23 protein-coding genes are annotated in these 21346 nt (G+C 70.3%); 8 read left to right on the top strand and 15 right to left on the bottom strand.

Annotated elements, in window-relative coordinates:
* Positions 1-172: 172 nt before the first annotated feature.
* Genes ACFVVO_RS27625 through ACFVVO_RS27615 form a run of 3 tightly spaced genes read right to left on the bottom strand, consistent with a single transcriptional unit; the run spans position 173 to position 2723 of the window.
* Entirely contained in the window at positions 173-949 is a 777-nt protein-coding gene (locus ACFVVO_RS27625) for a TIGR03936 family radical SAM-associated protein (RefSeq protein ID WP_390058338.1), read from the bottom strand.
* Between the two features lie 46 nt (positions 950-995).
* Complete coding sequence (locus ACFVVO_RS27620; RefSeq protein ID WP_390058336.1) at positions 996-2087, bottom strand: hypothetical protein; 1092 nt, start codon at positions 2085-2087, stop codon at positions 996-998.
* Between the two features lie 36 nt (positions 2088-2123).
* Entirely contained in the window at positions 2124-2723 is a 600-nt protein-coding gene (locus ACFVVO_RS27615; protein ID WP_390058334.1) for a hypothetical protein, read from the bottom strand.
* 323 nt (positions 2724-3046) lie between these two features.
* Here ACFVVO_RS27615 and ACFVVO_RS27610 point away from each other — a divergent pair, with 323 nt between their 5' ends.
* Complete coding sequence (locus tag ACFVVO_RS27610; protein WP_390058332.1) at positions 3047-3400, top strand: DUF805 domain-containing protein; 354 nt, start codon at positions 3047-3049, stop codon at positions 3398-3400.
* Between the two features lie 127 nt (positions 3401-3527).
* On the opposite strand, the gene ACFVVO_RS27605 is transcribed toward ACFVVO_RS27610, so the two are convergent.
* Positions 3528-5354: a glycosyltransferase family 39 protein gene (locus tag ACFVVO_RS27605; RefSeq protein ID WP_390058330.1), complete on the bottom strand. Its 1827-nt coding sequence runs from the start codon at positions 5352-5354 to the stop codon at positions 3528-3530.
* A 134-nt stretch (positions 5355-5488) separates the two neighbouring features.
* Between ACFVVO_RS27605 and ACFVVO_RS27600 the strand changes: the two genes are divergently transcribed.
* Entirely contained in the window at positions 5489-6610 is a 1122-nt protein-coding gene (locus ACFVVO_RS27600) for a glycosyltransferase (RefSeq protein ID WP_390058328.1), read from the top strand.
* 197 nt (positions 6611-6807) lie between these two features.
* Positions 6808-7719 (top strand): hypothetical protein, encoded by a 912-nt coding sequence (locus ACFVVO_RS27595; RefSeq protein WP_390058326.1) that lies wholly within the window; start codon positions 6808-6810, stop codon positions 7717-7719.
* A gap of 68 nt (positions 7720-7787) precedes the next feature.
* Here ACFVVO_RS27595 and ACFVVO_RS27590 read toward each other — a convergent pair whose 3' ends face one another.
* The 3 genes from ACFVVO_RS27590 to ACFVVO_RS27580 all read right to left on the bottom strand — a co-directional run bounded on the left by ACFVVO_RS27590 (position 7788) and on the right by ACFVVO_RS27580 (position 11349).
* On the bottom strand, positions 7788-10445 hold the full coding sequence (locus ACFVVO_RS27590) for an amino acid permease (protein ID WP_390058324.1): 2658 nt from the start codon (positions 10443-10445) through the stop codon (positions 7788-7790).
* A gap of 114 nt (positions 10446-10559) precedes the next feature.
* A complete protein-coding gene (locus ACFVVO_RS27585; protein ID WP_390058322.1) occupies positions 10560-10835 on the bottom strand; it encodes a hypothetical protein in 276 nt (91 codons plus the stop codon).
* Positions 10836-10914: 79 nt separating this feature from the next.
* A complete protein-coding gene (locus ACFVVO_RS27580; protein WP_390058320.1) occupies positions 10915-11349 on the bottom strand; it encodes a hypothetical protein in 435 nt (144 codons plus the stop codon).
* Between the two features lie 868 nt (positions 11350-12217).
* Here ACFVVO_RS27580 and ACFVVO_RS27575 point away from each other — a divergent pair.
* From ACFVVO_RS27575 to ACFVVO_RS27565, 3 genes are all read left to right on the top strand, one after another.
* Positions 12218-12742 (top strand): hypothetical protein, encoded by a 525-nt coding sequence (locus ACFVVO_RS27575; protein WP_390058318.1) that lies wholly within the window; start codon positions 12218-12220, stop codon positions 12740-12742.
* A gap of 203 nt (positions 12743-12945) precedes the next feature.
* A complete protein-coding gene (locus ACFVVO_RS27570; protein ID WP_390058316.1) occupies positions 12946-13239 on the top strand; it encodes a hypothetical protein in 294 nt (97 codons plus the stop codon).
* Between the two features lie 120 nt (positions 13240-13359).
* Positions 13360-13644 (top strand): hypothetical protein, encoded by a 285-nt coding sequence (locus ACFVVO_RS27565; RefSeq protein ID WP_390058315.1) that lies wholly within the window; start codon positions 13360-13362, stop codon positions 13642-13644.
* A 192-nt stretch (positions 13645-13836) separates the two neighbouring features.
* On the opposite strand, the gene ACFVVO_RS27560 is transcribed toward ACFVVO_RS27565, so the two are convergent.
* The 7 genes from ACFVVO_RS27560 to ACFVVO_RS27530 form a co-directional block, all read right to left on the bottom strand.
* Positions 13837-14181 (bottom strand): hypothetical protein, encoded by a 345-nt coding sequence (locus ACFVVO_RS27560; RefSeq protein ID WP_390058313.1) that lies wholly within the window; start codon positions 14179-14181, stop codon positions 13837-13839.
* 221 nt (positions 14182-14402) lie between these two features.
* Positions 14403-14693 (bottom strand): hypothetical protein, encoded by a 291-nt coding sequence (locus ACFVVO_RS27555; protein ID WP_390058312.1) that lies wholly within the window; start codon positions 14691-14693, stop codon positions 14403-14405.
* 137 nt (positions 14694-14830) lie between these two features.
* Entirely contained in the window at positions 14831-15169 is a 339-nt protein-coding gene (locus ACFVVO_RS27550) for a hypothetical protein (RefSeq protein ID WP_390058310.1), read from the bottom strand.
* 153 nt (positions 15170-15322) lie between these two features.
* Positions 15323-15565 (bottom strand): hypothetical protein, encoded by a 243-nt coding sequence (locus ACFVVO_RS27545; RefSeq protein WP_390058308.1) that lies wholly within the window; start codon positions 15563-15565, stop codon positions 15323-15325.
* A gap of 199 nt (positions 15566-15764) precedes the next feature.
* A complete protein-coding gene (locus tag ACFVVO_RS27540; RefSeq protein ID WP_390058306.1) occupies positions 15765-17177 on the bottom strand; it encodes a condensation domain-containing protein in 1413 nt (470 codons plus the stop codon).
* A 312-nt stretch (positions 17178-17489) separates the two neighbouring features.
* On the bottom strand, positions 17490-18032 hold the full coding sequence (locus ACFVVO_RS27535) for a DoxX family protein (protein ID WP_390058304.1): 543 nt from the start codon (positions 18030-18032) through the stop codon (positions 17490-17492).
* A 191-nt stretch (positions 18033-18223) separates the two neighbouring features.
* Positions 18224-18976: a helix-turn-helix transcriptional regulator gene (locus tag ACFVVO_RS27530; protein WP_390058302.1), complete on the bottom strand. Its 753-nt coding sequence runs from the start codon at positions 18974-18976 to the stop codon at positions 18224-18226.
* Positions 18977-19095: 119 nt separating this feature from the next.
* Between ACFVVO_RS27530 and ACFVVO_RS27525 the strand changes: the two genes are divergently transcribed.
* Both ACFVVO_RS27525 and ACFVVO_RS27520 read left to right on the top strand, forming a co-directional pair.
* Positions 19096-19650 carry a DUF2231 domain-containing protein gene (locus tag ACFVVO_RS27525; protein WP_390058300.1) on the top strand — a complete coding sequence of 185 codons (555 nt, stop codon included), beginning with the start codon at positions 19096-19098 and terminating at the stop codon, positions 19648-19650.
* Between the two features lie 81 nt (positions 19651-19731).
* Entirely contained in the window at positions 19732-20181 is a 450-nt protein-coding gene (locus ACFVVO_RS27520; RefSeq protein ID WP_390058298.1) for a hypothetical protein, read from the top strand.
* Between the two features lie 27 nt (positions 20182-20208).
* Here the strand turns inward: ACFVVO_RS27520 and ACFVVO_RS27515 are convergent, their stop codons facing one another.
* On the bottom strand, positions 20209-20943 hold the full coding sequence (locus tag ACFVVO_RS27515; protein ID WP_390058296.1) for a GAP family protein: 735 nt from the start codon (positions 20941-20943) through the stop codon (positions 20209-20211).
* Between the last annotated feature and the right edge of the window lie 403 nt (positions 20944-21346).

The raw sequence follows: 21346 nt of genomic DNA, 5'->3' as shown, positions 1-21346 counted from the left end.
GCGATGCGCGGTGACCGCCGTCCGGGGCGCGGGCGCCGCACGGGAGCACTCTGTGTCCTGTCTCGCCGGTTCCGTACGCCTTGTCGGTACGGCCTGGCGAAAGTCTTCTGGTCGGTGCGCTGCCCGACCCAGGTGGCTCCCGAGTACGAGGGCTGCGCTACGACGTCCGTCCCTACGCGGAACCTTCCGGCGTCGGCGCCGTCGCGGCGGCGGCCGGTACGGCCGTCAGGGCCTCGGCTGCCTCGCGGTCGGGCGCGAGCGGGTCGGTCACCGTGCCGGTCTCTTCATCGAGCAGCCCCTGCGCCAGCCTGGTCACCGCTGCGGGGACCGGCGGCGCCAGGTCGGCCACGGCGCGGAGACCGGACAGGACGTCGTCGGGTCGTACGGCAGGCGTCACGTGCCGAACAACCAGCCGCAGTATCGCACAGGCCTGGTCGGTCGGCCCATCAGCCCGCGAACTGTGCGTTTCCAGGTTCGCGACCGCCGGGCGGGCGTCGAAGGTGCGGACGCCGTTCTTGGTCATGCGCTGCACCTCGACGGTGTCGGCCTTGATGAAGGCCTCCACCGCGCGCAGGGCGTCGAGCGGGTCGACGCCGTCCAGCCGCAGCTCCCATACGGAGGCCGTGAGCCGGTCGGCGAGTCCCGGGGTCCGTGCCTCGACCGCGTCGACGATGTCCAGCCCGGTGGGCAGCGACTCGTCGAGGAGGACGCGCAGGGTCTCGGGGTCCCGCGCCGCGGTCAGCGCGATCTCCAGGTACTCCGCCTCACTGCCCGTGCCGGTGGGTGCGGCATTGGCGTACGACACCTTCGGATGCGGTGTGAACCCCGCCGAGTACGCCATGGGCACCTCGGCGCGGCGCAGCGCACGCTCGAAGGCGCGCTGGAAGTCACGGTGGCTGGTGAACCGGAGGCGGCCGCGCTTGGTGTAGCGCAGTCGGATGCGCTGCACCGCGGGTGCGGGCGGCGGGCCTTCGGGCTGTCGCTTGCCCAGTGTCCTAGTCCTTCGTGAGTGCGGTGGTACTCCTACCAAGAGTACGTGTCCCGCGGCCCACGGGTTCCCGCCGGTCCGCCGCGGCCGGCGGCCGGGGCTCGCCGAGCAGCATCCGCCTGAGGTCCGCCCGGGCCTGCCGCACGGTGTCGCGGGCGGCGGCCAGCGCCTGCCGTACGCTCCGCCCCACCACGCGCGCCGCCTCGGCCGCGGGCCGCAGCACATGGTCCCGGACGACGTGCCCGACGGGCGTGAGAACCGTCCGGTACACCCAGCGCACCGGCTCCACGAAGATCCACCGCAAGAGGGTCCCCAGCACCCGCCCTACGGCCCGCGAGATCCGCCCGGCGATCCGCCAGGCGTGCCCGAGGGCCTCCCCGGTCTCCCGCGCGACGACGGCCAGGACCCGGCCCACGGGCACGAGCACCCGGCGCCACAGGACGAGGGCGGGCAGGACGAGCAGCACGCGGGCCGTCCAGTACAGAACGGCCCCGATCCCCGTGACGACGGCGCCCACGAGCCACGCCAGCGCCCGCCCCACGGGCGCGAGCACCCACGCGTACAGCCACCGCGCCGGGACGACCAGCAGGTACCGCGCCAGCCAGGACACGACGGCGAACACCCCCGCCCCGGCCGCCGCGAGCAGCAGGCCGGCGCCCTCCAGCAGCCAGGCGATCCCCCGTCCGACCGGAGCCAGCACGCGCGCGTGCAGCCAATCGAGCGCGGCCCCGATCGCCCGCGCGACCCGGGCGAGGCCATGCCCGACGGGGGTCAGCAGGTACCGGTACAGCCATAGCGCCGGTACGACGACGAGCACGTTCCCGAGCCACCCCAGCGCCTTCCCGGCGGGCACCACGACCCATCGCCACAGCGCGACGAACGGCCGGACGAACAGGGCCCGGCCGAGCCACCGCAGCCCGCGCCCGAGCGGACGCAGCACCGTGCGGGACAGGAACCGCCCGGCGACGGTCAGCGCGTCCCACACCAGCCGCACGGGCACCACCAGCACGAGCACGACGATCCGCACCGGAACGCGGATCGCCACGGCCAGGCATCCTTCCGGGTATCGCGGCTGGGCGGGCGGCTTGTCGAGGTCCATACCCGGGTAGACGCAGCGAACCCCCCTGCGGATGCGCTAGGTCGTGCGTGCGTTGTACGACTCCGGGTAGCGCTCGGTGAACTTGACGACCCCGACCAGCAGGACGATCGGGACGACCCAGTTGAACCAGTCGTCCATGGACGGGTTCCGGATGGCCAGCCAGGTGGAGAGCGCCATGAGGGCGAAGACCACACCCCAGGCCGCGGTCAGCACCCGGTTGATGTGCGCGAAGACGGGCGAGTCCCAGTATTCGCGGGGTGTCTGCTGCCGGGCGTACTGCGCCGTGAAGGGATCGGCGAACAGCGACCCCAGCGCGACGACGGCCACGACGCCGTTGGAGATGACCTGGGCGTAGGTCTCCAGCCAGATGAGCTGCGAGCGGTCCAGGGCGAGCGCCAGGACCGTGATGACCGCGAAGAACACGATGCCGACCATGTCCAGGACGTAGAACCTGCCCTGGAGCGTGTCCTTCCCCGACAGCACGATCGCGGCGATCAGCGCGGCGAGTGCCGCGTACTCCCAGGTGCTGGGGCCGGCGACCACTCCGAAGATGATCCAGGGGGCGAACGACAAGAACACGCTGCCCGTACCGGCGGGCTTCCGGGTCGGTGCCTTCGTCGCCGTCTGCTGCGCCATGGGAGTCCTCCCGTCGGAGCCCCCTCCCCCATCGTCCCGTGGCCGGTGGCATGCCGCCCGTCGTGCCCCGGCCCGAAACACCTGGTGCGCTTCACCGAGCAGGAGGGTGCGCACCTGCACTGCGAGCCGCTGGGCCGGACCCTGTTCGAACAGCGCGTCTTCGACTGGCTGGACGCCCGCGTCGCCGCAGCCGGGACCCCCCCTGTCACCGAACGACCACAGCCGGGTAACACATTGACCCGCCCACGCCAAAGATATGGTTTCCGGTCACCGTGACTGGTTCGATGGGAGGCCAACAAGCTTGATTTCCTGGGGGGACAACCATGCACTGGTACATCGACGTCCTGAAGAAGTACGCCGTGTTCAGCGGCCGCGCGCGGCGGCAGGAATACTGGATGTTCTTCCTGTTCAACATCATCATCAGCATCGTGCTGGCGATCGTCGACGCCGCCATCGGCTCGAGCGTCCCCGCCATCATCTACTCGCTCGCCACCCTGCTGCCCGGCCTCGGCGTCGCCGTCCGCCGGCTGCACGACACGGGCCGCTCGGGCTGGTGGCTCCTGATCGCCCTCGTCCCGCTGGTCGGCACGATCATCCTGATCGTCTTCCTCGCCTCCGAGGGCAAGCCGGAGACCAACCAGTACGGCCCGAACCCGAAGTACGCCCAGGCCGCCTGAGCGGACATCGCCCTGCGCAAGGCCCGCCGGATCTCCCCGGCGGGCCTTGCGCATGTCTTCGCCCTGCTTGTGTCCGCCGAGTGGCGTGACCGGGATTGCCCCATCGGAACGCAGGCGTTAGTCCAATCTATGGATAAAAGGCCACATTGCGACGTGACGCACCGGCGCGACCGGCCCCTCGCAGTGCTCGGACATCGACGCCGTCCAGTTCAACAACAACTACGAGCTGAGGGGTGCCTTGACCGGCGGCAGGACGTACGCCGGCATCAGGGACATCAGCGGGGCCGTTCCGGGCTTCCTGTGGACCGACCTCAGCGGCCTCGCCGGCTACCCCGCTGACCCGTGCGCCGTTGCCATCACCGAGCACAGCAACGCTGCGAACAGCGTCAAAATCGATGTCCTGACGGAGAGCGGCCTTGTCTACGAGACAACCTGCTCCGAGCAGAACTCTGCGCCGCCGCCTCCGATCCACCCCATCCTCGTGTGCACCAACGCCTGGGCGCTCCAGCACAGCCCGTCCCCAGGCGCCGACAACAGCTAGGCGGCGCACCGCAGAAGGGGTGTCCGACGGATGCGGACCGTCGGACACCCCTTGCGGCATCCGGAACCAGCGGCTGGACGTCCTCCCGGCTCCCAGTTCCAGCAGACTGACCGTCATACCCGTCACCGGTCGACTCAGAGTCAGCGTGTACCGGCTCTGCAGGGCGTTCGCCTGCAGCGGGTCGATGGCGGCGAAGGGGAAGTCGCTCCCCTGGGTCACCAGCCAGATGCGCCGCTCGTGCGCGAGGCACCGGGTGGGAACCGAACACTGGACGGGGTAGAGGTCGTTGATCGCGGCGGGCGTCCTCGCGAGGAAGACGTCACGCAACCTCAGTCCGCGGGGCAGATAGTACTGGACCCCGCTGTCGAGCTTCCAGCTGTCCATACGGTCGTAGACGACGGCGTCTCCCGGCTGATGGAGCTTCCTGATCACGTCGGCCGCCGCCGCGTAGTCGACCGGCACCGGGGCGTTGTGCTCGAACGGCCCCCGCATCTGCCTCTGGTCGGGCAGCGTCAGGACGGCCAGCGCCGCCACGAGAGCCAGGGCCGGCTTCCACGTGCGGCAGGTCGCGGCGAGGCCGGCGCCGGCGAGGAGTGCCCAGGCCGGCAGGGTGAAGAGCAGATAGACGGACCGGAAGTAGGAGACGGCTCCGTGCGAGGCGCCCCAGACCAGGACGGGGGGCAGCAGGGCCCAGGCGCCGCACAGCAGCAGCGGGACCCGGCGCGGCGAGCGGGCCAGCAGGGCCAAGGTGACCATCGCTCCGGCACCCAGGGCGGAGGCGAAGACGTCGCGCGGCAGGGAGAGCGACGCCCATCCGTCGGGCTCGGGAACCCAGTACAGCTGGCGATGGGCCTGGGACCGGCCGAGCAGCGCGAGCGGGGTGACACAGCCGGCGAGCACCACCACAGCGAGGACGGACTTCCACCACAGCGAGCGGTCCTGCCGGGCACGGGCCGCGAGCGCACAGACGTGGGCGAGCACGACGGACAGCGCGATCAGGTGCAGGAGTCCCACTACGGCCAGCGTGAGTACGTAGGCGGTCCACCTCCAGGGACTGCCCGGCTTCTCCAGCAACCGGAGCAGGAGAAGGGTGGCCACGGCGACGGCGAGAACCACGAAAGCGTAGCTGCGCGCCTCCTGGCCGTAACGACTCACTGCCGGAACGATACCGAAGAGAATTCCCGCGAGAATTCCGGCACGGTAGCCGAAGAGCCGGTTTCCGATGAGCCCCACGACGGCAGCCGCGCCGGCCATGGCCAACACCGTGGGGATTCGCAGGGAAACCACCGAGGTACCGAAAAGCCCGACCCACAGATGCATCAGCAGGTAATACGTGCCGTGCACGGCGTCGACCTTGTGAAGGGTGGCGAGAATCCGATCGCTGCTCCGGTTCACCATGTCCCAGGTGACCAACTCGTCGCGGCCCAGCAGAGAGCCGGTCAGCCCATAGCCGCCCAGGGCGAGAGCCCTGGCGGCGCTGCTTGTACAGACCTCGACGACTCGGTAAATTCACCGCCGATCCTTTTCATCACAGAAAAGAAAAAGTCATGAAAACGGTCTGCCTCAACATGATCGTCAAGGACGAGGCTCATGTGATCCGACGCTGCCTCGAATCCGTGCGCCCGCTGATCGACACCTGGGTCATCCTGGACACGGGCTCGACCGACGGCACGCAGGACGTCGTCCGCGAAACCCTCGCCGGCCTGCCCGGGGCACTGTACGAAAGCCCCTGGCGGGGCTTCGACCTGAGCCGCACCGAGGCCATCGAGCTGGCGCGGGACCGTGCGGACTACCTGCTGTTCATCGACGCCGATGACGTGATGGAGACCGGCGGCCGCTTCACGATGCCAAAGCTCGAGTACGACTGCTACGACTTCGAGGTGCGGCACGGCCCCCTGGTCCACTGGCGCCCGACGCTGGTGTCGACCAGGCTTCCCTGGCGGTATGTCGGAGTGCTGCACGAATACCTGGACTGCGGGACACGCTTCAGCCGGGAGACCTTCGACGGCGCACGCATGGTCATCATGGGCGGCGGCGGACGCCTCAAGGGCGGCGAGCGCGAGAAGTACCTCCGTGATGCCGCGATCCTGAAGGACGGGCTCGCCAAGGAGCCGGACAACGCCCGGTACGCCTTCTATCTGGCCCAGAGCTGGCGTGACGCCGGCGAACCCGCCAAGGCACTCGCCGCCTACGACCGGCGCGCGGACATGGACGGCTTCGCCGAGGAGGCGTTCTGCGCGCGGCTCTACGCGGCCCGGCTCGCGATGACGCTCAAGCGCCGGGCACCCGAGGTCATGGCCCGTTTCCTGGACGCACACGAGTACCGGCCCACCCGGGCCGAACCGCTCGGTGAGCTCGCGAACCTGTGCCGTGTCAATGGACAGCGCTGGCCGCTCGCGTACCTCTTCGCGCGGCGGGCGGCCGAGCTTTCACGCCCACAGGACATCCTCTTCGTGGAGCGGGCGTGGTACGACTGGCGTGCTCTGGACGAGCTGGCGGTGTCGGCGTACTGGATGGGCGAGTACCGCGAGTCGCTGGAGTGCTGCGAGAAGCTGCTGGACGGCGGAAAGGTGCCCGAGGAGCATCGCGAACGGATCGTCCAGAACCGCGACTTCGCACGGGCCGAGCTGGCCATCGGCGCCGGCGCGAGGCCCCTCGTCGGCACCTGAGCCCCACTCCGCGGGAAGCGCGAGCCGGGTACCGCCATCAGGTGCACGGCACAGGACCATCGGATGGAGACCGGCAGGTAACCGGCGAACCCCGGCGACCCTGCGGGGAGTGCTGTTCCGACCCCCTGCCCGAGACGGTCCAGGGCCCTTTGGTACGGCCGGACGCTCGCGGCGGGCACGCCTCGGAAAGGACCCCCATGCTCACTCGGAAGTCACTCGCCCGGACCGCCCAGGTGCTGTGCATAGGCGCCGCCGCCACCCTCGCCCAGACCGCGCTGGCCCCCGCCGCGTCGGCCGCCACCCTGCCGGTGGCGTGCAGCCAGACCGCCCTCGTCAACGCGATCAACACGGCCAACGGCACCCCGGGGAGCGACACGCTCAACCTGGCGCCGGGCTGCAGGTATTCGCTGACCAACGCGCTGCCCGCCATCACCTCGACGGTCGTCGTCAACGGCAACGGCGCCACCATCGCCCGTGCTGCCTCGGCCTCCGCCTTCCGCATCATCACCGTCAACGGCGGCAACCTGACCCTGCGGGCGCTCACCCTCACCAACGGCGACGCCACGGGCAGCACAATCGCGAACGGTGCCGGCGGCGGCATCGTCGTCACCGGCAACGGCACCCTGAACGCCAGTGCCGTCGTGATCCTGGACAATCGCGCCAACTTCGGTGGCGGCGTCAGCAACTTCAGCGGCTCCACCACGACGATCAACGCCAGCGTGGTGTCGGGCAACCATGCCAACAACAACGGCGGCGGCCTCGTCAGCGACGGCAACCTGACCGTCACCGCCTCGAACATCTCGAGGAACACGGCCGACATCGCGGGCGGCGGCATCGCCAACATCGGACAGCTGACGGTGCGCGCCAGCAACATCAGGAACAACGAGGCGAACACCGGCGGCGGCATCGCCAACGGCGTGCCCAGCGTCTCCGGCGGCACCTCCACGATCAGCATCAGCAACATCAGCAACAACACCGCCCACGGCACCAACCCCGGTGGCATCTACAACAACGGCGGCACCGTAAACCTGACCCTCAGCACGGTCATCAACAACACCCCCAACAACTGCGCGACCAGCCCGACCCCGGTCCCCGGCTGCTTCAACTGACCGGCGCGGACCGACACGAGGCGCCCCCTCCGGTCGAGAAGACGGCTGGTGGGGGCGCCCGCGTCTGCTCAGTCCCCCGGGGCCCCGTGGGACTGGCCGTCCGGCGACGGCAGGTCCTGCTCGGTCCAGAGGGTCTTGCCGGTGGGGGTGTAGCGGGTGCCCCAGTGGTGCGTCATCTGGGCGATGATGAACAGGCCCCGGCCCCCCTCGTCGTCGCTCGCGGCGTGGCGCAGATTGGGCGTGGTGTGGCCGGTGTCCGAGACCTCGCAGATCAACGTCCGGTCGCGGATGAGGCGTACCTGGATCGGGCCGCCGGCATAGCGGATGGCGTTGGTGACCAGTTCGCTGACGATGAGCTCGCTGGTGAACGCCAGGTCCTCCAGCCCCCAGTCGCGCAGCTGCTTGCTGACGGCGGTGCGGATGCCGGCCACCCCCGCCGGGTCCGGCGGCAGCTCCCACTGGGTGAACTGACTCCGGTCGAGCAGCCGCGTGCGGGCCACCAGCAGCGTGGCGTCCACGTCCACCGGGCCGGGCAGCAGGGCGGTCACCGCGCGGTCGCAGAGCTGGTCCAGGGACGTCCGGTCACCGGCGAGGATCCCGGACAGCTGCGCGAGTCCGGCGGCGCGGCCGGCGGTGGCCTGCAGCAGGCCGTCCGTGCACAGGGCGACGAGACTGCCCGGTGGCAGCCGCAGCTCCGCGCTCTGGTAGGGCGCACCGCCGACGCCCAGCGGTGGTCCGGGGGGCAGCTCCGGATAGCCGACGACGCCCGTGTGCGGTTCGACGACCGCCAGCACCGGATCCCCGGCCCGCGCCAGGCTGCACTGCCCGGAGACCGGGTTGTACACCGCGTACAGGCAGGTCACGCCCCTGGCCTCGTCGGCCTGCGACCTCGGGGGGTCCGGGCCGCCCTGGTCGTCGCCTCGCTCGTGCGCGGTCTGCTCGACCAGGTCGTCCAGGCGGGACAGCAGCTCGTCCGGGGTCAGGTCGAGACGGGCCAGGACGCGCACCCCGGTACGCAGGCGGCCCATCGTGGCAGCGGCGCGCAGGCCGTGCCCGAGCACGTCCCCGACGACCAGGCCGACCCTGGCTCCCGACAGGGGAATCACGTCGTACCAGTCGCCGCCCACCCCGGACCCGTTGTCGGCGGGCAGGTAGCGGCTCGCCGAGTCGAGGGCGGTGTGCGGTGGCAGGCGGCGCGGCAGCAGGCTCCGCTGGAGCTTGAGGGCGACCCCGTGTCCGCGGGTGACCACCGGCATCAGCAGGAGACCGAGCAGCAGGGCGCCGAGACCGATGACGGTGACCCCGCCGGTCGGCCCGAAGAGCGGCAGGTCGACGCTGGTCGCGCCGTACCCCGGGGCCGCGTAGACATAGGTGGCGTAGAGGAACAGGGTGAGCATGATCAGCCCGCCCAGGCCCGGCAGCACGCCCTTGAAGACGAGGTCCTTGGTGCTCCGGTCGAGCATCTTGCGGTAGTACCAGAGGCAGGCGAAGCCGGTCAGACCGTAGTGGAACGTGATCGCGAGGCCGACCGAGTCGACCGAGTCGGCCAGCACGTTCCCGCTGAAGGAGGTCAGCAGCACGAGGAAGGCGATCGAGACCACGCCCATCCCGACGGTCGACCAGGTCGGGGTGAGGAACCTGCGGTGCACCCGGGCGAACCGGGCGGGGACGGCCTTGTGGACCGCCATGGAGAAGACCGTCCGGGCCAGGGGCAGGATGGTGGTCTGGGTGGACGCCAGCGCCGAGGTCAGCACCATGAGGATCAGCAGCCGGGACAGCACCAGACCCGTGTCGTGGCTTCCGAAGACGGCCTCTCCCAGCCCGGAGAAGACGTCGTCCGAGTTACGGGCGTTCCCGAGCCCGATGCCCGAGGCGCCGGCGCCCGCGAAGGCCTGCGCCGAGGTGGAGACCAGTCCGTACATGATCAGCAGCAGCACCGTGGACATGACCGCCGCGCGGCCGGGGATGCGGGTGCTGTCGACCGTCTCCTCGTTGATCGAGACGGCGGTGTCCCAGCCCCAGTAGATGAAGACCCCGGCCAGCAGGCCCGAGGTGAGGGCCTTCACCGAGGTCACCTCGAAGGGGTTGAACCAGGAGGCGGAGACATGGAGCGCGGTGGACGGGGCGTCGGTGTACGCCCTGACCAGCGCGGCGACGGCGAAGACGAGCAGCATCCCCACTTCGAGGCAGAGCAGCCAGCGCTGCAGGGCGGCGGAGAACTCGATGCCGACGTAGCAGACCGTGGTCATCACGGCGATCCAGACGATGCCTGCGACGGTGGTCCACAATCGGTCCTCCGCCAGCCCGTCCAGGCCCACCAGCCGGAAGCTGTACGCGCCGGCGATCTCGGCGAGACTCGCCATGACGATGACGTTGGCCACGACGATGCCCCAGCCGCCCATCCAGCCGGTGCGGGGGCCGAAGGCGCGGGTGGCCCAGGTGAAGGTCGTTCCGCAGTCGGCGTTGCTCGCGTTGAGTTCCCGGAAGGCGTACGCGATCAGCAGCATCGGGACGAACGACAGCATGATGACGATCGGGGCCTGCAGGCCCACCGCCGCGACGATCAGGCCCAGTGTGGCGGCGAGACTGTACGCGGGGGCGGTGGAGGCAAGCCCGATGACCACCGAGGAGAACAGGCCCAGCGCGTCGTTCTTGAGCCCTTTGCGACCGGCCCCCGTCCCGGGAGCGGGGCGGTCGGCGGACCCTGCGCCGCCAAAATGCCACACACTCGATTCCACCGCCGGGCCACTGACCCCGCAACAGCGCGGGGCGCTCGCGAATCCCTGATTCGCGAGCGCCCCGCGGCCGGCCCGAGCCGGTCCGCCGCTGACCGGGGTCGGTCAGAACGCCTGGTTGTTGCAGCCCATGTCCGAGCCGAGGTGGCTCTGCTGCGCCCCGGGGTTCCCCTCGCCGTTCAGCAGGTTGCCCGCGGCGCCGGTGAGGGCGCCGACGCTGCCGAGCACCTCGATGTTCATGTCGTGCGAGCGGCACTCGACGCCCTGCGTGACGTCGATGTCGTGACCGGGCTCACCGTGTGCGAAGGCGGTGTTGGCGCCGAACGAGCCGACGGTGCCGAGCATGGCGCCCACGAGGACCGCCTTGTGGAACTTGCGCATGGGTTCTCCGTTGTTCGGGGGGTGGAATCTGCGACGGATACGGATCGGGTGGTGACCGCGGGCGTCCGCGGCGGGGCGGTCAGCCGAGTCGGGGAAGCCCGAGCTGACCGACGGGCGGTGCCGCGATCTGACCGAGGCCGACCGGAGACAGTCCCGGGGCGCTCGGGGGCGCGATGATCGGGTTGACGAGCGGGTTCACCTGCGGGTTGACCTGCGGGTTCACCTGCGGGGCGACATGCGCCGGGGGCTCCTGGCTGACGGCCTGGGGCATGGCCACCTGCGGGGCGACCTGCGGCATGACCTGGGGCATGACCTGCGGAACGACCTGCGCCGGCTGTGCGGGGGCGGCCTGCTGGTACGGCGCCTGCTGCTGGTACGGCTGCTGCTGCTGGTACGGCGCCTGCTGCTGGTACGGCTGCTGCTGCGGGTACGGCGCCTGCTGCTGGTACGGCTGCTGCTGCGGGTACTGCTGCGCGTACGGCGATGTGGTGGCCTGGGCCGAGCCGTGCGACACGGCCGACGCCGAGGCGTAACCGGTCTGCTGGGGCGCCTGCGGAGCCGGGGCCGGCGCATAGACCTGGGGGGCCGGCTGCGGAGCCGGAGCCGGGGCATAGGCCTGCGGAGCCGGCTGCGGAGCCGGAGCCGGGGCATAGGCCTGCGGAGCCGGAGCCGGGGCATAGGCCTGCGGAGCCGGCTGCGGAGCCGGAGCCGGGGCATAGGCCTGCGGAGCCGGCTGTGGAGCGGGGGCCGGGGCATAGGCCTGCGGAGCCGGCTGATCGGGAGCCGGCGCCGGAGCGGCGGTGCCCTGTCCCACTGGAGAATCGGCATGGCTGACGCCTACGCCGATGACGGACAGACCGCCGGCCGCCGCTACAACGAGCGCGGCCTTGTGAAGCTTACGCATGAAACCCTCGGCCCTTCGATACCTGAAAAGGGAAAGCAATTGCGTTCGGTGCCGTCACACGTGCAGCCGGTGCGATATTCACACCGCACCGTCAGCAGCTTTACTCCTGACCGGCACGCGGACGTCGCGTGGAGCGGGCAGCGAAATTCCTCGCCCTCTTTGAGTCCACGTCACTGCCCTCTCCCGGCCAGAACGAGAATTCCCGCGCCGCGGTCACGGCACCCGAAGGCCTGTCACCCATTTGCCACATCCCCGTAAGGGGACTTACGGCATATGCCGGTCCATTACCTTTGCTCGAATGGGTGACCCCGGGCCGGCGGCCGTATCCGCGACCGTTTTCGTCTCGTTCCCCACGGGCCGGACTCGACGGTCCATCGCAGCCGTCGGCCGCGCCGGGCAGCGGGACAGCGAAGGCTGTGCCGCCCCATCAACGTTTCACCATGTTCCGCGCACAGGTCAACGAAGGGCCGAGGATTCCATGCGCAAGCTTCAGCACGTCGCGCTCGTCATCGCAGCTGCGGGCGGTCTGTCCGCCGTCGGCGCCGGCCCGAGCTCCGCCGCCCCCGCCACCTACAACGGGACCGTTCCGCCACCCGTCTCACAGCCGGACGCCCAGGCCGCCTCGGCCACCTCCTCCCAGGCGACCGCGCAGACCTACGGCTCACCGGCCCCGCAGCAGGCGGCCCCGCAGCAGGCGGCCCCGCAGCGAGGCGCCGAGGTCACCCCTCAGGTCAACCCCCAGCTGAACCCGCAGATCAGCCCCCAGATCTCGCCCCAGGCCCAGCAGGCCCAGCAGACCCCGCAGACTGCCCCGCAGACGAACAACCAGGGCGGTGCGGTGAGCCAGAGCAACCTGTTCCGTCCGTACCAGGAGTGCAGCCCGCAGAACCTGCTCGACGCGAACGTGCCGGTCGCCCTGCTGGCCGCCGCCGAGACCCGGGGCGTCGACTGCACCCAGGCCAACAGTCAGTCGAACTCCCTGGCCAGCGCCCAGCGGTACTGACCGCCAGAGGCCGGCGGCCCACCCCGGTCCGCCCGCCTTTCGATCCGGCGGTCCGTCATATCCGCTATGGGGTACGGGGTTTCCGTCGCGTGATCAGAAGATCGGCGCGTCGCCGCCCGTTTTGTGCCATTTCGCACTAATCTCCCGTAACTGTAAAACGTCGATCTGCCACAGATCGCACTCCCCACTCCACCGGAGATGACATGCGCAAGCTTCGCAAGGTTGCCGTCCTGGTCGCCGCTCTCGGCAGCATCGGACTCGTCGGCGGCACGGCCCACGCCGACGGCGGCAAGGGCGGCGACCACGGCGACCACGGTGACAGGTTCAACATCACGCAGAGCACCCACTGCAAGTCGCACGACCTGAACCTCGACCTCCTCGGCAACGTCGGCCTGCTCGACGGCGTGCTGGGCAACGGCCTGAACGGCGAGGGCAACCCGGGCGCCCAGAACACCCACAACGGCTCGACCATGGGCTGCAACAACAGCGCCTTCTGAGCCCCGGTCCGGCGCACCGACGCCGGAGTGTGAACGGTCCCGGCACCGCGGCCCGCGCCCGGTGCCGGGACCGCTGACGTTCCCCTCGAATCTCACCCTCCTCACTCATCGGGAGTTCACATGCGCAAGCTCCGCGCGACCACCCTTCTCATCGCCACCATCGCCAGCGCCGGGTTCTTCGGGGCCGGCGCCGCCCACGCCGGCGAGGGCTGGGGCAAGAGCGGCGACGAGTTCAACATCCAGCAGAGCGCCGACTGCCGCTCGCACGACCTCAACGCCGACATCCTCGGCAACGTCGGCATCGCCGACGGCCTGGGCGGCAACCTGGCGAACGGCGAGGGCAACCCGGGCGCGCAGCAGACGTCCAACGGCTCGACCATGGGCTGCAACAACACCGCCTTCTGAGCCCCGGTCCGGCGCACCGACGCCGGAGTGCGAACGGTCCCGGCACCGCGGCCCACGCCCGGTGCCGGGACCGCTGACGTTCCCCCCGGAGGCCGCCGCAGGCAGGCCGAACGGCAAGTCCCGGTGCCCCGACCCGCGGTCGTGACACCGGGACTTGCCGTTCCCCCGGTGGACTGTCCGTGCCGACGGCGTTCAGAAGTCGACGTGCGGCTTCTTGAAGCCCTTGGGCAGCTTCGCCGTGTTGGAGCAGTCCACGACCTGCCCGGTGCTCGCGGACTCCTCGCCCGTGACCGCGCCCTCCGAGAACATCACGTGCGGACGGTCGGCCGGCGAGCAGTCCTGCTTCTGCTGGATGATGTGCGTGCCGTCCTTGTCGACACGGGAACTGTTCTTCTGGACGCACACGGGGCCGCCCTGCGCGGTGCTCTGGCAGCCGCCGGGGAGTCCGGCGGCGTGCGCCTGGCCGGCGCCGAGGCAGAGCGCGGCGAGACTTCCCACGAGCCCCGAGACGGTGGCGATCTTCTGTGCGGTGAACATGCGTTGCGTTCCCTCTCTCAAAACGACAGGCCCGGACGCCTGCGCCTGTGACCGGCGTGCGCCCGGGCCGATATTCCTGAACAGTGCCTTCGAAGGACGGACTTGTCGTCCGGCGCACCCGACGGCGGGATGCCCGCAGCCCGGGCGCGTGCCGTTACGGCCGGCGCGCGCCCGGGCTGACTTCGCGGTGTCACCGGGACACCGCTGGACGGAGTACGTGGTTAGTGGTCCTCGCCGTGCTCGCCGTAACCCTGCTCGGGCTCGGAGTTCTTCTGCTCCTCCTGCGGCTGACCCTGCGGCTGCTCCTCCTGCGGCTGGGCCTGCTCCTCCGGCTGGCCCTGCGGCTGGACGTAGTAGCCACCACCGACGGCGACGGCGTTGGCCGAGGAGTTGGCCACAGCGCTGATCGTCGGAGGCGCGTCGTTCTCGCCGGCGAAGCTGGCCCCGGCCCCGAGGACGGACAGTCCGGCCACCGCCGCCATCACGATTGCAGCGCGCTGAAACTTACGCATGTATTGACCCTTTCTTACCCGGACGGAACGCCCGGATCGACTACGTATCGTGAGGATATACACACTCTACGTAGTTGACGAGGATCTACACTCCCCATGTCGCGTCCGCAACTTCGGCGACGGCGGCCTACCGGCCCTCAGGGCGTCAGACCGAACAACCCCTTCTCACCGTCGGCCTCGTCGGGCACCCCCATCGTCGTGGGGGCACAGGTGACCTCAGGCCCGATCCGGGTGACCCCGGCGCCGACGGCGGGCAGCCTCACGGGCTGCACCGGCGAGCAGGTCTCCTGATGGGGGATGACGCCCCCCTCGGGCACCTCGCCCGTGATCCGCTGCGAACAGCTGATGTTGCCCTGGAGGTCGGGCGTACAGGGCGCCGGACCCCCTGCGGCGAACGCCGGAGTGACACCGGCGCAGGCCACGGTGAGGCCGCCGACGAGCCCCGAGACGGCCGCGATCTTCATCCTGCTGAACATGTTGATGCGTCTTTCTTTGCAGGGGCTCCCGGGAACCGGCCGCACCGGGCTTTCGTCTTCGACGCTCTGCCAACCGACCGGAGAAACGGGGCCCTTCGGAGTTGCCCCCCGAGGGCCCCGCGCCGAGCGTCGCGCACGATGACGCCGCCGGACTCAGCCGTTGAATGCGGAGTTGTACTGGCCGCAGGTGGTGTCCAGGGTGCCGGCGATCCCGAGCACACCGACCGGGATGCTGTTCTCGGCCACCGTCTGCGGGCTGCACTCCTGGTAGGGGCGGTAGGAGTCGGACACCTTCGGCCCGTTGTCGTAGGTGTCGGCGACCGCCGTGCCGACGCCGATGGCGGACAGGCCACCGGCCGCCACTGCTGCGATCACGACCTGCTGAAACTTGCGCATGGAACCCTCGGTCCTTTGCCTGAACAACGAAATTGATTGCCTAGCGTGACTGGCCAGACACTAGCAGTAGCGGGATGCGACATTCCACATCGCTGGTCCGGCCGGGGGCCGGACAACCCCACAGAGGTCACCGTGGGGACGCCAATTGACCGCACACAGCGCCGGGTTGCCGAACTCGGGTGCGGTCGGCGGAAGTTCGTCAGAGAAAGGCCGGCTCCGCGGCCCGCAGGCGACCGTGCGCGGGCACGGAGAGGACCACGTCCCGCAGCGCCTCGACGTACAGCCGTACGTTCTTGTACGCGACCTCGGTGTCCGGGTAGCGGCAGGCGAACCACAGGCCCTCGTGAAGGCGATTGACCCAGGCGCACACCTGGTCGCCGTACGACACCCGGATCAGCCCGTACGCGTTCTGCTCGGCCCAGCGGGCCGAACCGGGAGTGAGGCGGGCGTCCACGTACGAGATGATGGAGTACATGTCGGGCGAGGTCGGGCGGAAGTCCGCGCCGAGCAGGCGCAGTACGCGGGCCAGCGGGATGCGTGCCAGCGACCGGTTGGCCCTCAGTTCGGCGCGGACCGTGGCGAGCGCGCCGTCGAAGTCCCGCGCCGCGGGCACCTCGATCGGGGCGCCGCCGACGTACCAGCCGACGGAGTCCGACCACGCGGACTTCAGCCGGGTATGGAACGGCACGACCGTGCGGTAGACCGGCTGCCCGCCCAGCTCGTGGACGATCAGGCTCGTCGCGGCCAGGACGCCCACCAGGCTGCCGCCGTAGGGCCTGCAGTACGCCTCGAACGCGGCGGCGGCGTCCGCGTCGACGAGCGGCTCGCACAGCAGCTTCTGGGTGGGCAGCGCGTCACCGGGCCGCAGGCCGAGGTCGACGGGGAACTCCGGGAGCCTCCCGTCGCAGCGGCCGATGAACTCCCGCCAGCGGTCGACGATCGCGTGGGTGTCGTCGATCCCGTCCGCGCTCGTCCGCTCCTGCTCGCAGAAGTCGACGTAACTGCCGGGGGGCGTGCCGGCCGCGGGCCGCCCCGTGACGTCCGCGGTGTACAACTCGCGGATCTCGTCGGGGATGCGCTGGAGCGAGTAGGCGTCGACGTTGGTGTGGTCGAAGGCCATGTACACGCTGGTGGAGTCCTCGTGGACCACCGCCGCGTAGATGAGGTTCGGCCAGCCGAGCGCGTCCGCCGCCACGTCGAATCGGCCCTGCAGGTACCGGATCAGGGCATTGGTGTCGGCGAAGTCGCCGATCACCTCGCGGTGCAGGGACACGTCGTGCTCGTCGAGGGTGAACCGGTGCATGTCCTCATCCGCCCACCGGAAACCGCTGCGCAGTGTCTCGTGACGCAACGTCCAGCCGCGCAACGCCTGTTCCAGCGCGTCGAGGTCGGCCGGCCCCGGCAGGTCGAACGCGGTGCCCAGCCAGGTCGGTACGAACAGTCCGTCCTCCCGCACCGAACGGGCCGTCCGGATGTGCGACTCCTGGATGTACGCCGGCGGCCGCGGGTCCGGCGGCAGCACTGCCGCGGCCTCGACGGTCGCAGGGCTGAACGTCCACTCGACGAGTCGTCCGGGCCGGATCTCGCAGCGCTGGATGTCAGAAATTCGCACGGTGGCGTCTCCTTCGCAGAAGACACCAGCTTGGTGAAGGGGGCGCCGAGCGCGAGCGGCGGCCGCCGTGTCGCCGCCTTTTCAGCGGGACGTGTGACGCGTCGAACGACGAAGCGATCATGCGGAGTTCACGTTTCGCCGCGCGTGAGCGGTCCTGGCTCCGTGACTCGGGCGGTCTGCCGCCTCAGGGACGGAGGCCGTGGTCGAACATGCGGTGCCGCATTCCGCCGGCTGTCCAAGGGCCTTCCGAGCACCCGCGCCATGGACGCTCTTCGGGAACCTCGGGAACGAGGCCGGACAGCAGGTGCGGGTTCACAGGCTCAGCGTGATCACGGCGCCGAGGCCGCCCAGGCCGAGGGCGAAGGCCGCCTCCTTCCAGCCGCCTCCTCCCCAGCGGAAGAGGCGGTCGGCAGCAAGCCGGCCAGGGCCGATGGCGGCCACGGCCAGGGCGACGACCGCGATGCACACGCTGTATTCCACACCGCCGTCCGCCTCCCACAGGCCATGGGCGCCGGTGACCGTGGCCATCGCGTTGATCATGACGCCGATCAGCGCGGCAGCGGCCAGCGGCGTCAGCAGCCCGAGCGCCAGACCGAGGCCGCCGAGGAACTCGGACAGACCTCCGATCACGGCGTAGAGCCTTCCCGGGCGATAGCCCAGGCCCGCGAAGCCCTTGCCGGTCGCGGTCAGGCCCGGGCCCCCGAAGAGCCCGAAGAGTTTCTGGGCCCCATGAGCGGCCATCAGCAGGCCGAAGGTCAGCCTGATGAGCAGCAGGCCGACATCGGCGGCGGTGACGGGACGCGCCACCGTTTCCGCGGAACGAGAAGGGCGGTTCAGTATGCGCTTGGTCAACATGGCAATGCTCCGGTAGTAACGCCGGAACGGGCGGAACTTCCCCAGCTCGGACGGATACCGAGCAACCGGTGACGGGTGGGCTCAGCTCCGCGGGGCGGCGGAGCACGCTCCCCCACACGATCCTTGCGCCGGGAGCGGCATCGGGCATCCGGGGCGGCGGCTCAGGGGCGGGCGGACTCCCCTGCCTCCCGTCAGTGGTCCTGGACCGGTCGGCCGTCACCTTCCTGGTCGCCGGGGCCGAGTCGCACGCAGCACTCCCCGGGCTCGGGGGCGAGGACAGCGTGGACTCCATTGACCTGAAGTCCGTCGAGGTAGCCGCTGAGGAAGGCGTGGTTCATGCCGCACACCAGATCCGGGGCCTTCGCGGCCAGCGGGTGGAACGGGCAGTTGCGCAACCGCAGCCGAGTGGGGGTGTCCCGGACGGGTTCGTAGCCGTACTGGTCCAAAAGGCGCTCGCACGCGGTCATCCCGCGCTCGGGGCCCAGCCTGCCCGGTCGGGTCTCCTCCCGCGCGGCCTCGCCCAGCTGCCGGCCGCGCCGCTCGGCGGTCCGAACCGCCGCCTGCGCGGCGCTCTCGTCCGCGCCCTCGGTCAGGACGGCGTCCAGCAGCAGATCCGCCAGGAGTTCATGCCGGCGGTCGGGGATGCTCACGGTGATCTGGGCGCCGGTGGGCTCGTACACCTTCGGCTGCCTGCCGACCTTGCGGATCGCGCCGGGCGTGCCGTACCGGGCCCGCAGCAGGCCGGCGTCGACGAGCTTGTCGAGGTGGAAGGCCGCGAGCTTGCGGGAGATACCGACACTGGCGGCGGCCTCGTCGCGGGTGACGGCGCGGCGGGCACGCCGGATGAAGCTGAACATGCGCCTTCGCGAATCCTCGCTCAGGACGCTGACGGAGTCGATGGCGCTGTCGGCCGTGTCGGCCCGCGCGCTCGGATCGGAAGCCACCCGACCACAATAACTCCCACCCGCATGGGCACAAGCGTTCTTCACTCGTCATGGGCTGTACGTCTTGACGCCCTGCCACAATAAGACCAAGCTTTGTTGGTGCAATGGAGGAGGTTGCAATGACCCCTGAGCCACAGCTTCAGGCGAAGCGCCCGGTCAGCGCCTCGCTCGCCGGCCCGTACGGCCACCCGTTCCACCCCATGCTGGTGACCGTGCCGATCGGAGCCTGGGTGACCAGCCTGGTGTTCGACATCGCGTCCCACGTCGTGCACCGTCCGGCCTTCCTGACCCAGTCCTCGCAGTGGCTGATCGCGGTCGGAGTGATCGGTGCCCTGCTGGCGGCCATGGTCGGATTCCTCGACTTGTTCGCGATCCCCGCCGGCACCCCGGCCTTCCGCACCGCCCTGGTACACATGACGCTCAACCTGCTGGTGACCGCCGCCTACGCCGTCAACTTCCTGTGGCGCCACGGGGTCCACACCGGCGGCGGAAGCGTCGGAACCGGACAGCTCGCTCTGTCCGCGCTCAGCGTCGCGGCCCTGGGTGTGTCCGGATTCCTCGGCGGCAAGCTCGCCTACCGCTACGGCGTGCGCGTCGCCGACGAGACCACCCAGGCCGAGGGATACACACCCCACCGCGGCCCCGGGAGCGCCCACACCCGCACCCCCGTCTGACCCGGCCCCGCCCCTCCCCGCCACGGCGGCCGGCCCGGACCACCGACCGCCTCCGCCACCCATCTCACCCGGGAGTTCCCCATGGACATCGCCGCACTGATCACCTGGGTGGTCACCGCTCTCGGCGGCTTCTACATGCTCGGCACCTGGATCCAGCGCGGCGGCCTCCGCCAGCAGCGGACCGGTACCAGCCGCCTGCCCGCACCGGTCGTCCTCGGGCACTTCGCCCTGGCCGCGATCGGGCTGGTCGTGTGGATCATCTATCTCGTGGCCGACCGGACCGTCCTGGCCTGGACGTCGTTCGGCCTGCTTCTGCCCGTCGCCCTGCTGGGCTTCGTGATGCTGGCCCGCTGGCTCCCCGTCCACCGCGCCGCTGCCGGGGCTCCGCCGGCCGCGACGGGTCCAGCGGCCGAGGCGACCGTCCCCGCCGAACGGCACTTCCCGGTACCGGTCGTACTGGCCCACGGCCTGTTCGCCGTGGCCACCCTCGTCCTGGTGCTGCTGACCGCGCTGGGCGTGGGGGGCAGCTGACACGGTCGGGGACCGGGACAGAGGCGGTCAGGAAGTCAGCACGTCGATGCCGTCGCCCGACAACTTCAGCCCGAACACGAAGAACAGGACCGCCATGACGGCGATGTTGTGCCGCGCGGCCCAGTCCTTCCAGTTGCCCAGCGTGCTGTTCGCCCGCTCCCCCATGACCAGGAAGACCCCCAGCGGGATCAGCAGACCGAGGGAAGCGACGACCACGAAGAGCGCCAACGCACCGATCTGCTGTCCGGCCGGCAGTCCCGACGAACTGATGGACGCCGCCGCGGCAATGGTCAGCGGGGCGTTCTTCAGGTTTCCGGCCGACAGCAACAGGGCGAGAAGGAAGACCTTCAGCGGCGCGAAGCGGTCGAGCGCGGCCAGCCACCGAGGCAACTGTGCCTGCGTGACGTCGGCAGGGCGATGACGCCACAGCCGCACCGCGAAGAGCACCAGCGCCACCCCCAGCGCGAGCTTCAGAGCGCCCACCCAGTCGGCCGGCTGCCCGTGGCTGTCGGCATCTCCCTGGCCGCCGATCACCAGCATCACCCCGCCCAGGGCGGACAGGCCCATCACCCAGCCGGCCGTGAACACCAGCCCGTTCACGCGTCCACGGGGCGTCGCGAGCACGATGATGAGCGCGATGATCGGAAGAGGGCTGACGGCGACACCCGCCGCCAGGCCCAGCACATCACCCAGCACTTTTCCCATGCGTGACTCCGGCACATCGAAGAACCGCACTGATCGGCGCGCGGATTCACCCGCCATCCGTAAAGGATCAACGACACTACGTCGCCCTGGCGGTATGGGCACGCGGCGCGCGAGTGAATGCTTCGCCCGGTGTGCGGGTGATATGTGCTGGGGCTAGGCTTTTCTCACGACAGGGTCAGGTTCTCCGGGCGGTTTCACAGGCGCCGTCCCCCCTGTTCGCGACGATCAGTTCCTTCTGCGGAGACCCGACGAGCGCGGGGCGTCCCCTCGCGGTTCGCAGGGGTGGCCGGCGGCCCGCACCTTCTCATCGAGGCTTGTCCCGCGCTGTGCGTGCCGAGGTGACGCCGGCTTCCAGGGTCCGCGGTTCGCAGTCCCTGTGGAGGTCGGGATGAGAATTGTCGTGGACCTTTCCCGATGTGAAGGCTATGCGCAGTGCGCGTTCCTCGCTCCGGACGCGTTC

The organism is Streptomyces sp. NPDC058145 (assembly GCF_042884245.1).
In the GTDB taxonomy this organism is placed as follows: domain Bacteria; phylum Actinomycetota; class Actinomycetes; order Streptomycetales; family Streptomycetaceae; genus Streptomyces.
The sequence above is the reverse complement of the archived record's forward strand: the minus strand, read 5'-3'. Positions and strand labels throughout refer to the sequence as shown.